General features: G+C 72.4%; 11 protein-coding genes and 1 pseudogene. 4 read left to right on the forward strand and 8 right to left on the reverse strand.

Annotated features, from left to right (window positions below; all coding sequences use genetic code 11):
- Positions 1 to 138 precede the first annotated feature (138 nt).
- The 4 genes from AB0I98_RS48040 to AB0I98_RS48055 all read right to left on the reverse strand — a co-directional run bounded on the left by AB0I98_RS48040 (position 139) and on the right by AB0I98_RS48055 (position 4075).
- Positions 139 to 1062: a hypothetical protein gene (locus AB0I98_RS48040; protein WP_328369444.1), complete on the reverse strand. Its 924-nt coding sequence runs from the start codon at positions 1060 to 1062 to the stop codon at positions 139 to 141.
- 130 nt (positions 1063 to 1192) lie between these two features.
- On the reverse strand, positions 1193 to 2251 hold the full coding sequence (locus AB0I98_RS48045) for a BadF/BadG/BcrA/BcrD ATPase family protein (protein WP_362952575.1): 1059 nt from the start codon (positions 2249 to 2251) through the stop codon (positions 1193 to 1195).
- Positions 2248 to 2925 carry a uracil-DNA glycosylase gene (locus AB0I98_RS48050; protein WP_328369450.1) on the reverse strand — a complete coding sequence of 226 codons (678 nt, stop codon included), beginning with the start codon at positions 2923 to 2925 and terminating at the stop codon, positions 2248 to 2250. The genes AB0I98_RS48045 and AB0I98_RS48050 overlap by 4 nt, the downstream gene beginning before the upstream one ends.
- 64 nt (positions 2926 to 2989) lie before the next feature.
- Positions 2990 to 4075, reverse strand: a complete 1086-nt coding sequence (locus AB0I98_RS48055) for an exo-alpha-sialidase (RefSeq protein WP_362952577.1) — start codon at positions 4073 to 4075, stop codon at positions 2990 to 2992.
- Positions 4076 to 4380: 305 nt separating this feature from the next.
- Here AB0I98_RS48055 and AB0I98_RS48060 point away from each other — a divergent pair, with 305 nt between their 5' ends.
- Positions 4381 to 4965: a hypothetical protein gene (locus AB0I98_RS48060; protein ID WP_362952579.1), complete on the forward strand. Its 585-nt coding sequence runs from the start codon at positions 4381 to 4383 to the stop codon at positions 4963 to 4965.
- A 33-nt stretch (positions 4966 to 4998) separates the two neighbouring features.
- On the opposite strand, the gene AB0I98_RS48065 is transcribed toward AB0I98_RS48060, so the two are convergent.
- Positions 4999 to 7008, reverse strand: coding sequence for a HEAT repeat domain-containing protein (locus AB0I98_RS48065; protein WP_362952591.1), 2010 nt, complete (start codon positions 7006 to 7008; stop codon positions 4999 to 5001).
- Positions 7009 to 7100: 92 nt separating this feature from the next.
- Positions 7101 to 8768, reverse strand: a complete 1668-nt coding sequence (locus AB0I98_RS48070) for a DNA alkylation response protein (RefSeq protein WP_362952581.1) — start codon at positions 8766 to 8768, stop codon at positions 7101 to 7103.
- Between the two features lie 75 nt (positions 8769 to 8843).
- Here AB0I98_RS48070 and AB0I98_RS48075 point away from each other — a divergent pair, with 75 nt between their 5' ends.
- Positions 8844 to 9587, forward strand: a complete 744-nt coding sequence (locus tag AB0I98_RS48075; protein WP_362952583.1) for a PaaX family transcriptional regulator C-terminal domain-containing protein — start codon at positions 8844 to 8846, stop codon at positions 9585 to 9587.
- A 67-nt stretch (positions 9588 to 9654) separates the two neighbouring features.
- On the opposite strand, the gene AB0I98_RS48080 is transcribed toward AB0I98_RS48075, so the two are convergent.
- Positions 9655 to 10437, reverse strand: a complete 783-nt coding sequence (locus tag AB0I98_RS48080; protein WP_362952585.1) for a pectate lyase — start codon at positions 10435 to 10437, stop codon at positions 9655 to 9657.
- 31 nt (positions 10438 to 10468) lie between these two features.
- A complete protein-coding gene (locus AB0I98_RS48085; RefSeq protein ID WP_362952587.1) occupies positions 10469 to 11449 on the reverse strand; it encodes a polysaccharide lyase family 1 protein in 981 nt (326 codons plus the stop codon).
- Positions 11450 to 11790: 341 nt separating this feature from the next.
- Here AB0I98_RS48085 and AB0I98_RS48090 point away from each other — a divergent pair, with 341 nt between their 5' ends.
- On the forward strand, positions 11791 to 12309 hold the full coding sequence (locus tag AB0I98_RS48090) for a hypothetical protein (RefSeq protein ID WP_362952589.1): 519 nt from the start codon (positions 11791 to 11793) through the stop codon (positions 12307 to 12309).
- Between the two features lie 8 nt (positions 12310 to 12317).
- Positions 12318 to 13928 (forward strand): annotated as a pseudogene (locus tag AB0I98_RS48095) (cation-translocating P-type ATPase); the annotation flags it as partial.

Below are 13928 nucleotides of genomic sequence, written 5' to 3' on the forward strand. Positions count from 1 at the left end.
GGCCCTTCGGCGTAGTACGAATGGCGCCCCGAAGGGGCGCGGGGCTGTGTCAATATGCGGCTCCGCCGCGTGGGCGCGACCAGCCACGACGATGCCGCGGACGACCGACGACAGATCCCGGCACTACCCAGCGGAGCGTCACCGCACTGGCGAACCCTGCGCCTGCTGCGGTGCGATACCCAGCGCCGTCGTGTACTTGGCCAGCGCGAGCTTGCCGATCGCGGGGTAGGGGCCGAGCGGCTCGGCAGCCGAGCAGCCCGCCTCCTTGGCCGCCGCGTCGACCAGGCCCGGGTCGATCTCGGGGCCGATCAGATAGGGCGCCAGGGCCAGCTGCTGCGAGCCCGAGGAACGCAGCTGCTCGGCGACGGACGAGATCGAGCCGTCCTGGTCCAGCGCCGCCGCCATCACCGGCACCGCGAGGCGCGCGGCGAGCAGCATGCCGGTGATCCCGGCCGCCTGCACGGCCTCCTCACCGCCGACCGAGGCCAGGACGATGCCGTCCGCGGCGGTCGCCACGGTGAACAGCCGGGCGCGGTCGGCGCGGGCCAGACCGGCCTCCGACAGGCGCACGTGCAGCGCCTCGGCGAGCAGCGGGTGCGGGCCGAGCACATCGGTCAGATCGGCCGCGACACGGCTGTCCATGACCGCCTGGCGGACCCGGCGCAGCAGCGCGCCGTCCGGCCCGGCGAGCAGCGGCACGACGACGGCGACGGGGCCGTCCGGCTGCTTGGCGTCCACTCCCGCGGCGCGCGCCTGCTCGTAACGGGCCGTGCGCTCCTGTGCGGCGTGCGCGAGCACGGACGTGAGCGTGGGGAACTCCGCGTCGTCCCCGTCCAGGTACCCGATCCGCGCGTCCAGGCCGGGGAGCTCGGAGCGGGCGATGCTCACGACCTCCTCGGAGAGGCTGCGCGTGGCGGCGCTGGGCGTGCCCGGCACCGCGAGGACGAACGCGGGCGCGCCGTCGGGAGCCGCCAGGGGCTCGGGTCGGCGGTGCCGCCCGGGCTGGCGAGGTCGCGGCATTCGTACTGGCAGGCCGGACGCGGGCCCAGTGGGGGAGCTCATGGCGACGCATGTTACTGGCTTCCTGGGCTTCCCTGTTCGGGGAGGGTGCAGGTGAGCGGTATCCGTCCGGTTTTGTCTGATGAGTTACGGTCGGATCAAAGTGCTCAGCGGGTTCCGGCCGGGCTGTGGGTCAGTCCCCCTTGACGGTGACCACGGTCAGCATCGCCTCGTCACTCGGCAGGGTGAACGCGCCCGCCGCGAGGACCGTCGCGATGCGCACGGAGCCGTCCAGCGGATCGCCGGCGGACGGGACCCGGCGGGCGCGCGGCAGCTGTCGGGACAGCTCCTCCTCCAGCGGTACGACGAGAGGGGCGCCGATCTTGAGCAGCCCGCCGGTGACGGCGACCCGGGCGTCCGCGTCCGGCGGGCAGACGGCTGCCGCGGACTCGGCCATGTGCCGGGCGGCCGTGCGCAGGATGCCCGCGGCGACGGGGTCGCTGTCCGCGCACGCGGCCACATGCGGCACGAAGGACGCGAGGACGGCGGGCCGGTCCGGTCGGGGATACAGCTTGCCGGGCAGCCCCGGCATCGGACCGAACTCCTCCTCGGCGCGCGCCAGCAGCGCGGCGGACCCACCGGGCCGCCCGTCGTACGCCCGCAGTGCCGCCTCCAGTCCGGCCCGCCCGATCCAGGCACCGCCGCCGCAGTCGCCCAGCAGATGCCCCCAGCCGTCGGCGCGGCGCCAGCTCGTCAGATCCGTGCCGATGGCGATCAGTCCGGTACCGGCGGCGACCACGGCACCGGGCCGCGGCCCGACGGCGCCGACATACGCGGCGACACCGTCGGCGACGAGCGCGAGCGTCCGGACACCGAACTCCCGGCGCAGCGCGCCCGGGAGTTCGGCGCGCAGGGCGGCGCCGAGGGTGGAGAGCCCGGCGGCCCCGACGACTGCGGTGTCCAGCTGGTGCACTCCGGTCTCCGTCACCAACACCCGAACCATGGGCACCAGTTGCTCCATCAGATGCCCCGGATCGATACCCCGCGCACCGGTCCGCACCGGCACTCGTGACTCCCGCTGGGCCTTCACGTCTCCCTGCGCGGTCGCCACGACCACGCGCAGACCGGAGCCGCCGGAGTCGACGGCGAGGAAACCGGCGAGCGTATCCGCGAGACGGGCGGGGCCGGACGGGGTCGTCGTCCGCGCGGGATCAGGCGGAGCCGCATCCGCCCCGGCCCCCACACCGGTCACGGCAGGCGCCAGTCCACCGGCTGACCCCCTTGCTGGATCAGCAGGTCGTTGGCGCGGCTGAAGGGGCGGGAGCCGAAGAAGCCGCGGTCGGCCGACATGGGGGAGGGGTGGGCGGACTCCACCGAAGGGAGGGTGCCTAGGAGGGGGCGGAGGTTGCGGGCGTCGCGGCCCCACAGGATGGACACCAGCGGCTTGCCGCGCCCCGCCAGCGCCCTGATGGCCTGCTCGGTGACCTCTTCCCAGCCCTTGCCGCGGTGCGCGCCCGGACTGCGCGGCGCGGTGGTGAGCGCTCTGTTCAGCAGCAGCACGCCCTGCTGGGTCCACGGCGTCAGGTCACCGTTGGACGGCTGCGACAGCCCCAGATCCGTGTTCAGCTCCCGGAAGATGTTGATGAGGCTGCCGGGCAGCGGACGCACATCGGGCGCGACCGAGAATGACAGCCCCACCGCGTGCCCCGGCGTGGGATAAGGGTCCTGCCCCACGATGAGGACACGGACGTCGTCGAAGGGCTGTTGGAAGGCCCGCAGCACATTCGGTCCGGCCGGAAGATAGGTGCGTCCCGCCGCGATCTCCGCGCGCAGGAAGTCGCCCATCGAGGCGATCCGTCCGGCGACGGGTTCCAGGGCCTTCGCCCAGCCCGGTTCGACGATTTCATGCAAGGGTCGTGATGCCACGGGCGTCACCCTACTGCCGTACGGGCAGCGGCGATTAACCGATGGCCAAGGCCGTTGGGGGTGCTCAACCGACCACCGCCGCACGGACGCACAGCACATCCGGCAGATGCGAGGCGAGTTGCTGCCAGCTGTCGCCGTCGTCGGCCGAGGCGAACACCTCGCCGTTGCGGTTGCCGAAATAGACGCCCGCCGGATCCCCGTCGTCGGTGCACAGTGCGTCGCGCAGCACCGTGCCGTAGTGGTCCTCCTGCGGCAGCCCCGCCGACAGCGGCTCCCAGGTCTTGCCCGCGTCCGCCGTGCGGAAGACCCGGCACCGGCGGTCGGCGGGCACCCGGTCCGCGTCCGCGGTGATCGGGAACACATAGGCCATGTCGCCGCGGTGGGGATGTGCGGCCGCCGCGAATCCGAACGTGGAGGGCAGACCCTCGCCGATGTCCGTCCAGTGCGCGCCCGCGTCGTCGCTGCGGTAGACGCCCCAATGGTTCTGCAGATACAGCCGGTCAGGGGTCGCCGAGTCCTGCGCGATCTTGTGCACGCACTGGCCGAACTCCGGGTTGGGATCCGGCAGGAACACCGCGGAGACACCGGAGTTGGACGGTGACCAGCTGGCGCCGCCGTCGGCGGTGCGGAACACGCCCGCGGTCGATACGGCGACCGTCACGGCCTGCGGGTCCCGCTTGTCGGTCACCACGGTGTGCAGGCCCTCACCGCCGCCGCCCGGCACCCACTGCGAGCGGGTGGGGTGCTCCCACAGCGGACGGACCAGCTCGAAGCTCTCGCCGCGGTCCTCGGAGCGGTACAGCGCGGCCGGCTCCGTGCCCGCGTACACCACATCCGGTTCGGCGGCGGCCGGGTGCAGCTGCCACACCCGCTCCAGTGAAGCGCCGGTGTCCTTGGGGAACTTGACGGCAGGCTGGGACGGTTCGGTCCAGGTCCGGCCCAGGTCGTCGGAGTGGAACACGGACGGACCCCAGTGCGCGCTGTCGCCGCCGGCCAGCAGCCGCGGGCGGTCGCCGCGGGTGTCGAGGGCGACCGAGTAGACGGCCTGTGCGTTGAAGTAGGGACTCTCGTCGAACTCCCATGCGCCACTGCGCCGACGCCCGATGAACAGGCCTTTGCGTGTGCCCACGGCGAGCAGTACCTCGGTCATGCCCAACACCTCCGCGACATCTTTGTCCAGGACACCGGCCAGTCTGCACCTCACCACTGACAGTCACCTCTGGAAAGGACTGTCTCGCAGGTCAGAGCGGTGCGGCGGCCCGTGCCCGGTGTTGCGCACGGCCCCGTGCACGGTGCCGATCCCGGACCGATCCGGTCACTTTCGGTCAGACGCCGGTGAGCGCGTCGGGCCCGTGGGACCGTCGGCCCGGGGGACCATCCCTGAGCATCCGCGAGCCGTCCGACGTATGGAAGGACGGTCGGGGATGTTCGCGCGCTCATGAGAGGAAGCCTTCGATGGCGTTCCGTGGTCCGAAGGTGTGGCTGTGGCGCTGGCGGCGCAACCCGCTCAAGCGTCAGGCCGACGTGGTGGAGGCCTGGGTGGTGCTCGGTGCCTGGGTGTTCACCGTCCTCGTCGGGGTGTCCGCAGGTCTGGCGGTGAACCGGTCCGTGGAGCACGGACTGGCCCGGGAGCGCGTCGAGTGGCGTCCCGCGGTGGCCCGGCTCACCGAGCAGGCCCCCGGCCGGGCCGTCACGAACGCGGGCGCGGTCAGCGGCGAGCGGGTGTGGGGCAAGGTGCGCTGGACGGCGCCGGACGGCTCCGTGCACACCGGCCAGGCCCGGGTCCGTACGGGCAGCACCGTCGGCTCCCCGGTCACCGTGTGGACGGACCCGCAGGGCCGCCTGGTGACCAGGCCCGCCACCGCGTCCCAGGCCAGCTTCCAGGCCGCGATGACCGGTGGGCTGATGGGGGTGGCAGCGGCGGCGCTTCCCTTCGTCGGGGGCCGGGTCCTGCGCGGCCGGCTGGAGCGCAGGCGCATGGAGATGTGGGACGCGGAGTGGGCGCTGCTCGGCCCGCTGTGGGGGCGGACGACGGGGTGAGCGGCGGGGCCGGAGACCACGGCCGGTGGCCTCTTACCCGCCTCCCAGCACCGCGCGGCACACCCGCAGCAACCGTTCGTCGTCGACCAGGTCCTGGGTGCCGTATGTGTCGGAAGGCACCTGGTGCCGCCGGGGTGAGGCGAGTTCCGCCCGGAGCAGGTCGTGCAGGGGCGTTCCCGTCGGTCCCATGGCGGCGACGCACTCGGCGATGGTGAGGCGTGTGTACGGATGCTCCGCCCAGACGGAGCGCAGCACCGGAAGCACAGGGTCCGGCACTCCGGTGATCCGCCAGATCGCGCACGCGGCCGACGTCCGTTCCCAGACGGCGCCGGACTCGGTCATCGGCCGCAGCCCCGCGAGGGAAGGGCGGGCGGCAGGGCCGAGTCGCGCCAGTACGTCGGCCGCCGCCCTGCGCCGATACGCGTCACCGGACGTCAACTCCCGCAGCAGGACGGGCAGTACGGCATGCACGTCGGCCTCCACGGACCACAGCGCGTCCGCGGCCGGTACGGCGGACTCGCCTTCGAGCAGCCCCCGCAGCGCCGGTATCGCCTCCCGCGCCGCTCCTCCGAGTGCCCCCAGGGTCCCTGCCGCGTGCCGCACGAGCACGTCCCGCATCCGCGCCTCCTCCGGCAGGCCGAGCAGCAGCCGCAGCACCCCGGGCACACACTCCCTGTCGCGCAGCTCCCGCAACGCCAGTAGCAGCGTCAACGCGAACGAATGTGACTCGGGGGACTCGAGAGGGACTTCCTCGAGCCTGCGCCGGAACGCGGGAGCCAACGGCGCCGCGGCCCGGCCCAGACAGGAGATCACCTGGCCCATGTCGTGCGGCACGACCGGCCCCGCCAGGACCTCCGCCAGTACCGGTACCGCTCTGGGATCGCCGGTCTGGGCCAGGACTTTGAGCGGGCCACCCAGAGACGGCAGTCCGTGCGCCCACTGCTGTACCCACAGGTCGGGACGGGAGGTGACCAGCGCGTGGACGTCGTCGGCGGCAGGGCGGGCGATGTCGAGGAGGCCGGTGAGGGCGGACACCGCAGCCTCGCGCAACCGGTCGTCGTCCGTGCCCAGTTGGGCACCGATCAACGCCACGGGTCCGCTGTAGTCGGCACGCCACTCGCCGAACAGTTTCGTCGACATCCACACCGCGTTGCACCGGTCGACCGGATCGGGGCTGGTCAACTGACCGCACAACAGGCCGATCCGGTCCTCCACCCGGCTGCCGAGGGCGGTGTGCAGCGTGCGCAGCAGCTGGGAGCCCTCCTCGTCCGAGGGGCGGAGCCGCCGCAGCCGGCCGACGAGCGTGTTCGTGTCCGGCCGATCCGGCTCGTCCGGAGTGACGGGCCGCCGTTCGGACCGGTCCCTGAGCAGTCGTACGACGGTGTCCACCAGGTCGGCCGGGAGCCGGTCGGGGGCGCAGGCCGCCAGCTGGCCCAGTGCGGCGATCCGCAGCCCGGGGCCGTACGGCGGCGCGCTCTGCGTCGTCAGGAGGTCCAGCGCGCCCGCGGCCTGACCAGGGTGCCGACGGGCGAAGAGCCCGAGGCTCTCGGTCAGGGCGAGCAGCACGCCGTCGTCCCGCTCGACCGTGATCCGCTCCCGCAACAGCCCCAGCACCCTTGCCGGTTCGTCCAGGAACCGCACGACCGCTCCCGCCGCCGCGCGCCGCACCCCGGCGTCCGGGTCCCCGGCCAGCCGTGCGAACACCCCGGCGTTCGCACGGACCGCGGTGTGGGCCATCGCGTAGCTGCCGCCGAGGAGTTCCGCGCCCTCGTCCCCGCCGATGCTGACCAGCAGCTCCACGATCCCGCCCCGGTCGGGCACCTCCTCCCGCCCCGCGAGCGCGAACAGGAACGGGACGCAGGCGAGTGTCGAGTCGTACACGTCGCCCTGGTGGTGCACCGCGCCGTACATGCCGTCGAGTGCGATCTCCCGCTCGGCCGGGTCCGCGGAGGCGAGCCCTCGCAGCATGCCGGGCACGTCCTCCGCACTTCCGTACGCGTGCCGCAGCGCGGCCCAGTCGACCTCGTCGATCCCCGTGAACACGTTGTCCTCCCCCAGCGAGTGCCACTGGTCGTGAGTGTGCACCACGGCACTGACAACGAAGCGGAATCGGGTCGTGACTGTGTGCGATCCGGTCAGTTCCCCGACACGAGGGCCCGGCGCAGGATCGCGTCCAGGTCAGCGGCGTCGGAGAGGGTGCCGAAGGCGTGCCCCCAGTCGCCGCCGAGCCGGCTGGCGCAGAAGGCGTCGGCGACCGCCGAGGGGGCGTGCCGGACCAGCAGGGAGGCCTGGAGGGTCAGGGCCATCCGCTCCACCAGACGGCGGGCGCCCGCCTCGGACCCCTCGGACAACGCGTCCCGAAGCCGGTTCACGGCCGCGTCCAGGCGGGCGTCCGCCCCCTGCGACAGGGCGAGTTCGGCGAACAGCGCGTCCGCGGTGCCGGGATCGCGGCGCAACGCCCGCAGCACATCGAGAGCGTTGACGTTCCCCGAGCCCTCCCAGATCGACAGCAGGGGTGCCTCCCGGTAGTGGCGGGGCATGCCCGACTCCTCCACATAGCCGTTGCCGCCGAGGCACTCCAGGGCCTCCGCGGTGAAGGCAGGCCCCCGCTTGGTGACCCAGTACTTGCCCACGGCGGTGGCGATCCGGCGGAAAGCCGCCTCACCGGCGTCCCCGCGCACGGCCCGGTCGGCCGCGCCCGCCAGCCGCAGCGTGAGCGTCGTGGCGGCCTCCGACTCCAGCGCCAGATCGGCCAGGACGTTGCGCATCAGCGGCTGGTCGACCAGCCGGGCGCCGAACGCGCTGCGGTGCCGCGTGTGATGTCCGGCCTGGACGAGGGTCTGGCGCATCAGCGTGGCCGACATCATCACGCAGTCCAGCCGTGTGCAGTTGACCATCTCGATGATCGTCTTCACACCCTGGCCCTCGGGCCCGACCAGCCAGGCCACCGTGCCGTCGAACTCCGGCTCGGAGGAGGCGTTGGAGCGGTTGCCCAGCTTGTCCTTGAGCCGCTGGATGCGGAAGGTGTTGCGGGTGCCGTCGGGCAGGACGCGCGGCACCAGGAAACACGACAGCCCGTCCGGGGCCTGCGCGAGCACCAGGAACACGTCGCACATCGGCGCCGAGGTGAACCACTTGTGCCCGCGCAGCGTGTACACGCAGGGCTCGGCGCTGGGCGTCGCCGTCGTCGTGTTCGTGCGGACGTCGGAGCCGCCCTGCTTCTCGGTCATTCCCATGCCCGCCAGCAGGCCCCGCTTCTCCGTCGGCACCCGCAGCCCGGGGTCGTACTCCCGGCTGGTCAGCAGGGGTTCGTAGACCTTCGCCAGCTCCGGCTGCCGACGCAGCGCGGGAACCGCCGCGTACGTCATGGACGTCGGACAGCCGTGCCCGGCCTCCGTGTGCCCCCACACCAACCCGCCCGCGGTCCGGGCGACATGGGCGCCGGGCCGGTCCTCGGCCCAGGGCGTCGCGGCGAGTCCCTCGGTGACCGCGACACGCATCAGGTGGTGCCAGCTCGGATGGAACTCGACCTCGTCGATCCGGTTGCCGTACCGGTCGTGCGTGCGCAGTTCCGGCTCGTACCGGTTGGCCAGCTCGCCCCACTCCTGCGCCTCGGCGCTCCCGGCCCGCAACCCGAGCCGCCGGAGCCCCTCCTCGGCCCACCCGGCACCCTCGCGGCGCAGCCCTTCGAGCAGGGCCGTGTCGTCGGAGGCGTCGTAGGGGGCCAGGGCAGGGGGCTGGTTGGTCACGTCGTGTGTGGCGTGGCCCTGAGGCCCTTCTTCGTGTGCGAGTGTCGAGGCCATACGGTGAGTGTTGCACTATACCTGCGGTCGTAGCAATCATGCAGCAATCCGATCCGGCCCGTACAGTACGTCACCATGCGAACGGTCCAGGCAGACGAGCTGCACCTGCGCCCGCTCTCGGCGCGCTCGGTCGTCCTGAGCCTGCTCCTCGGCATCCACCCGCCCGAGCTGCCGGCGAAGGACCTCGCGCGCATGGTGGAGCCCTTCGGTGTCGGCGGCTCCACCCTGCGGGCCGCGCTCAGCCGGATGACGGCCGCCGGCGACCTGCGGCGCACGGACGCCGGATATCGCATCGGGGACCGGCTGCTGGAGCGCCAGCGCCGTCAGGATGACGCCGTGGAGCCCAGCACGCGCGCGTGGGACGGCGATTGGGAGATGGCCGTGATCACCGCGACGGGCCGGGGTCCCGCCGAACGCGCCGAACTGCGGACCCGGTTGACCACCCTCCGCCTCGCCGAACTGCGCGAAGGCGTCTGGCTGCGCCCCGCCAATCTCCGCCGCTCGCTCCCGGGGGACCTCGAAACGGTGCTCCGGCCCTTCACGGCCCGCCCCGAACAGCCCGCACGCGACCTGGCGTGGACCCTCTGGCCGCTGGACACCTGGGCCCGCACGGCCCATGCCCTGCTCGGCCACATCGCGCGCGTGGAGCGCCCCGCCGACCGGCTCACCGCCTTCGCCGCCGTCGTACGTCATCTGCTCCTCGACCCCGTCCTGCCCGGGGAACTCCTCCCCGCCGACTGGCCCGGACCGGCCCTGCGCGCCGCGTACGCCGATTATCAGCGGGAGTTCACGCAGGTCGTGCGGGAGCAGCGGGCATGACACGGCGGCCGTGCGAAGCGCCGTGCAGGGACGCTTCGGACGGCCGCCTTCACCGCGTGGGAAGGGGTCAGCGGTAGGTGATGTCCGAGGTGGAGTACAGGCAGTTGGTGCTGTCCGGGCCCGTACCGACCGCGGTGTTGTTGTTGTACTTCTGGCAGGGGATGACCTTGCGGCTCGCGTCGTTGAGGATCGTGATGCCGCGCAGTGTCGCCACGTCGCCCCGGTTGACGTTGATGCCGACGAGGCGTGCGGTGGAGCCCGTGCCGGTCACCTCGATGTTGCTGAGGTTGACCTTGCGGGTGTACTGCGTGGAGCAGTCTCCGCAGGAGCGGTACAGGGTCTTGAACTCCTGCACGGCGAAGTTGGAGATGTTCACCGTGCCGGGCCCGTTGTGCTGGAAGACCTTGTCAGCGGCCTTCTTGGCGCCACCGCCGATGACGTTGTACGTGGAGCCACCGCGGAAGGTCGCGGCGTCCTCGCCGACATCCGCCCACCACACGTTCTGCAGCGTGCAGTTGCCCTTGCAGTGGATGCCGTCGGCGCCGGGTGCGCCGATGATGACGTTCTTCAGCGTCGCGCCGGGCTCGAGCTCGAAGATCGGGTCCTGGCCCTCCTCCTGGCCGTCACCGGCCAGGTCACCGGTGCCGTAGAACTGCTTCATCCCGTAGTCCTTGGTGCCGGACACGGAGATGGTGGAGGAGGTCCCCTGGCTGCCGTTGGGCGTCGGCCAGCTGGCGGCACTGGCCGGCGGTGCGCCGAGTGTCATGATCATGACAGACGAGAACCCGACTGCGGCCACGGTGCCGGTCAGTGCGCGCCGGCGGGCGCGTGGAAGTGCTGGTGAAGTCATGTCCCGATGCCTTCTTCCAGTTGGGGGGTGGTCAGATCCTTCCGGTGCCCGCGCCGGACGTGACCGAGGAGACGACCGTCGAGGCGGACTCCGCGGTGTAGCCGTACGGCGGGGCGGTGAAGCTGCCGACCCGCGAGATCTCGGTGGCGGCTCCACCGAGGTCGTTGCCCCGCAGGTTGGCGTATCCGTCGACGTCGCTGCTGCGGTTGGTGGTGACCGCGATCTTCGTCGTCCGGAAGACGTTGTTCTCGACGAGCATCTGGGCGCCCATGCGCGAGTGACAGGCGGTGTCGGCGCCGTCCACGTAGTTGTTGTAGAAGTGGCCGGTGCCGAAGCGCAGGCTGGGGATGCGCGAGTAGACGTTGCTGAAGTGGTTGTGGTGGTACGTCACCTTCAGGTGACCGGTGTCCTCGCTCGCGTTGTTGTCGCTGTGTCCGACGAGCGAGCCCTTGAAGTGGTCCTTGAAGGTGTTCCAGGAGACGGTCACGTTGTCGGCGCCGTGATTGATGTCGAGCAGACCGTCGTAGTAGTCCTTGTCGTGCTGGCGGTCCGCCGAGAAGGAGTTGTGGTCGATCCAGACCTTCGTCGACTCCTGGACGGTGATGCCGTCGGCGGGCGCGACCGGCTTGCTGATGTTGAGATTGCGGACGACGACGTTCGTCACCTCCTTCAGCCGCAGCCCGCCGCCAGTGAACCCGGAGGAGGAACCGACGCCCAGGACCGTGGTGTTGGAGCCGATGTCGACCTGACCGCTCAGCGAGATCAGGCCGTTCACCCGGACGACCTTGGCCGCGCTGCCGGTGACGGCCGTCTTGAAGGCGCTCAGCGTCGAGACGGTGACCGCGGAGGCGCTGCCACCGCCGGTCGTGCCGGCGCCGAATCCGACCGGCGAGGTCTCGGCGGCGCCGGCCGACTGGGGGAGGGCGAGGGCGGCCGCCGTCGCGAGAGCGGCCGCGGCGGCCGTCACCAGGGTGGTTCTTTGCGCGTGTGTACGGAGGGGGCCTGTACGCATGCGGGTGCGTCCCTTCGCGTTGCCGTGACTGGTCGTATGTGTGAATGACGAACGCCATGCTGAACGCTGCGTTGGGGCATGCCGCTGATTCCGGCCTGAGGGAGTGTCAGCCGGTCAGCCTGCTGAACGGAACGTAGGGGGCAAGCGCTTTCTAGTCAACGCTTTGCGCAGAACACATTCGGACACCCCAGGTGAGCGCCATGCCGGACGGAGCGAGGCTGTGGGAGCGCTTCCAGGGCCGGCGCTTTCGTTGCCCACCGCCCTCCGCACGGGTGACGTTCCGTTTCTCGGGAACCCGGCCGTGAAGAGAGAGCGGATCAGTGAGGGAGGCATCGAGAGTCATGACACGGCAGAAGCCGTCGCTCGATCTTCCGGAACCCCTGCGCGAACCGTTGCAGACCACCGCGACGGCGCTGCGCAGGGTCCCCGGCGCCGGTGTGGTGACCAAGACGGCCGAAGGCGCGCTGGACGCGGTCGGCGCCGTGTCCCCGCGCGGCCGGCGCATGGTGGCGTACACCGGGGCCGGGCTCCTCGGAGTCGCAGGCATCGTCGAATGGCCCATCGCCCTCGCGGGGGCGGCAGTGGTCTGGCTGACCCAGCCCAAGCCCGGCGGGAGCGAAGAGACGGGCGACCAGAAGACGACGGCACGCAGCAGTCGCACGTCGTCCACCAGCAGTAGTACGCCGGCCGGCGGCCGTCGTACGACATCCAGCCGCGGCGGAAAGTCGTCCACGGGCACCCGCAAGACGTCCGGCGGCACCCGCAAGACGTCGAGCACCCGGTCGACGTCCGCCGGCGGCGGCAAGAGCGCGCCGAAGAGCCGGAGCACAGCGTCCAAGCGCGCGAGCACGAAGAGCTGAGGTGAGTGATGGGAGTGCTGACGGGGGCTGCCACGGCCCTGTCCGGTGCGGTGCTGGCGGGGCCGCGGTTGCTGGTTCATGGGGCCGCGCCCGGTGTGGGTGTGGCTGCCGGAGCGGTGGCCGGGACGGCGCGGGCCGGTGTGCGGGGGGCCGACGCGGTCGTCAGGGTGACGCGGGTGGCCCGCAGGGCGCTGCCGGGCGGTGACCACACCTGGCGGTCCGGTCACCGGACCCATCTGCCGCTCCGGCCGGCCGAGCCGGAGCGGGTGCGGCGGGCGGGCGGGATGGCCAAGGCGGCGCGCAAGGTGGCAACGGCGCTGGCGGAACGGCCGGACGTGGCCTACGCCTACTGGGACGGCGGCCTCGCCCGGCTGGTCGTGGCCGCGAGTGAGGCGGCCGTGTCCGAACGGGTGGAGCAGAAAGCGCATGCGCTCGCCGCCGAACACGGGCTGGAGCCGGTGGACGACCCGACAGAGGAATTCACGCATCCCGGCGACCCGGCCCTCATACGGACCAGCGCGGCGGCACTCGCGGCCGACGCGGCGGGTGTCGGGGTCGCGGTGGCCGGCTCCGTGCTGCGACTGCCGCCCTCGCCGCGGGCCATCACGGCGGTGGTGACCCTGCTGCGCGAGAACCCCCGCTTCCGGGCCTGGCTGCGCGAACGGTTCGGGTTCTCCCGCATGGACCTGATCCTGGCCGTGTCGAACGCCGCGGTCCATGGCGCGGGCCGCACCCCGACGTCCCTCGTGCTCGACGCGGGCCTGCGCTCGGTTCAGCTCGCGGAGGCGGTCGCACGCGCGGCCGCGTTCGACGCGGTCCACGACCGGGTCTGCGGACCCGAGCGGGAGGACGTGTCCCCGGAACTGTTCCCGCGCCCACCGCTGCGCACCACCCCGGCGCACGAGTACGCGGTCCACGCCGAGACGGGCAGCGTGGTCGGCGCGGCCGTGACGCTGCTGGTGAAGCACGACGGCACCGAGGCGGCCGAAGCGGTCCTCGCGGGCTCCCCGAAAGCGGCCCGCTACGGACCCGCCGCCTTCCACGCCGCACTGGGCTGCGCGCTCGCCCGCACCGGCGTGCTGATCCGCCACATGGAACGCATGCGACAGCTGGGGACGATCGCCACCGTGTTCCTGCACCCGAGCGCGCTGCACACCCCCGACGGCGCCGCGGACCCCTGGGGCGAGGCCGTCCTGGACGCGGCACGGCGGGCCGGACTCCGGGTCGTCGTGACGGACGATCCCTCGCTCGGCGACTTCATCGCCCTCGCCGATCACGTCGTGTCAGCCGAACGGTCCTTCAGCCGGACGGTGAACGAACTGCGCGATCGCGGGGGTGTCCTGACCGTCGCCCGGCCGAGCTCGGCCGATGACACGGACACCCTGTCCGGGCTGCTCGCCGGCGATGTGGCCGTCGCGCTCGCGGACGGTGACGCGGCCGTGGCCTGGGGCGCGGACGTGGTGGCGCCGGGCGGTCTGGCCGACGTATGGCGGCTGCTCGCGGCCGTACCGGTGGCGCGGAAGGTCGGGCGGCGTTCGCAGACACTGGCCCGGTCCGGCGCGGCGCTGTCCGGGCTGATGGTGGCCGTGGGCGAGTCCGGGCGCGGCACCCGCTCGCCG

The sequence above is a fragment of the Streptomyces sp. NPDC050211 genome, from assembly GCF_040656035.1.
GTDB lineage: Bacteria > Actinomycetota > Actinomycetes > Streptomycetales > Streptomycetaceae > Streptomyces.

Coding starts and splice junctions, on each gene's coding strand:
- AB0I98_RS48060 (WP_362952579.1), top strand. CDS start 4,381: ATGGCGTTCCGTGGTCCGAAGGTGTGGCTGTGGCGCTGGCGGCGCAAC.
- AB0I98_RS48080 (WP_362952585.1), bottom strand. CDS start 10,437: ATGACTTCACCAGCACTTCCACGCGCCCGCCGGCGCGCACTGACCGGC.
- AB0I98_RS48040 (WP_328369444.1), bottom strand. CDS start 1,062: ATGAGCTCCCCCACTGGGCCCGCGTCCGGCCTGCCAGTACGAATGCCG.
- AB0I98_RS48085 (WP_362952587.1), bottom strand. CDS start 11,449: ATGCGTACAGGCCCCCTCCGTACACACGCGCAAAGAACCACCCTGGTG.
- AB0I98_RS48075 (WP_362952583.1), top strand. CDS start 8,844: ATGCGAACGGTCCAGGCAGACGAGCTGCACCTGCGCCCGCTCTCGGCG.
- AB0I98_RS48070 (WP_362952581.1), bottom strand. CDS start 8,768: ATGGCCTCGACACTCGCACACGAAGAAGGGCCTCAGGGCCACGCCACA.
- AB0I98_RS48055 (WP_362952577.1), bottom strand. CDS start 4,075: ATGACCGAGGTACTGCTCGCCGTGGGCACACGCAAAGGCCTGTTCATC.
- AB0I98_RS48090 (WP_362952589.1), top strand. CDS start 11,791: ATGACACGGCAGAAGCCGTCGCTCGATCTTCCGGAACCCCTGCGCGAA.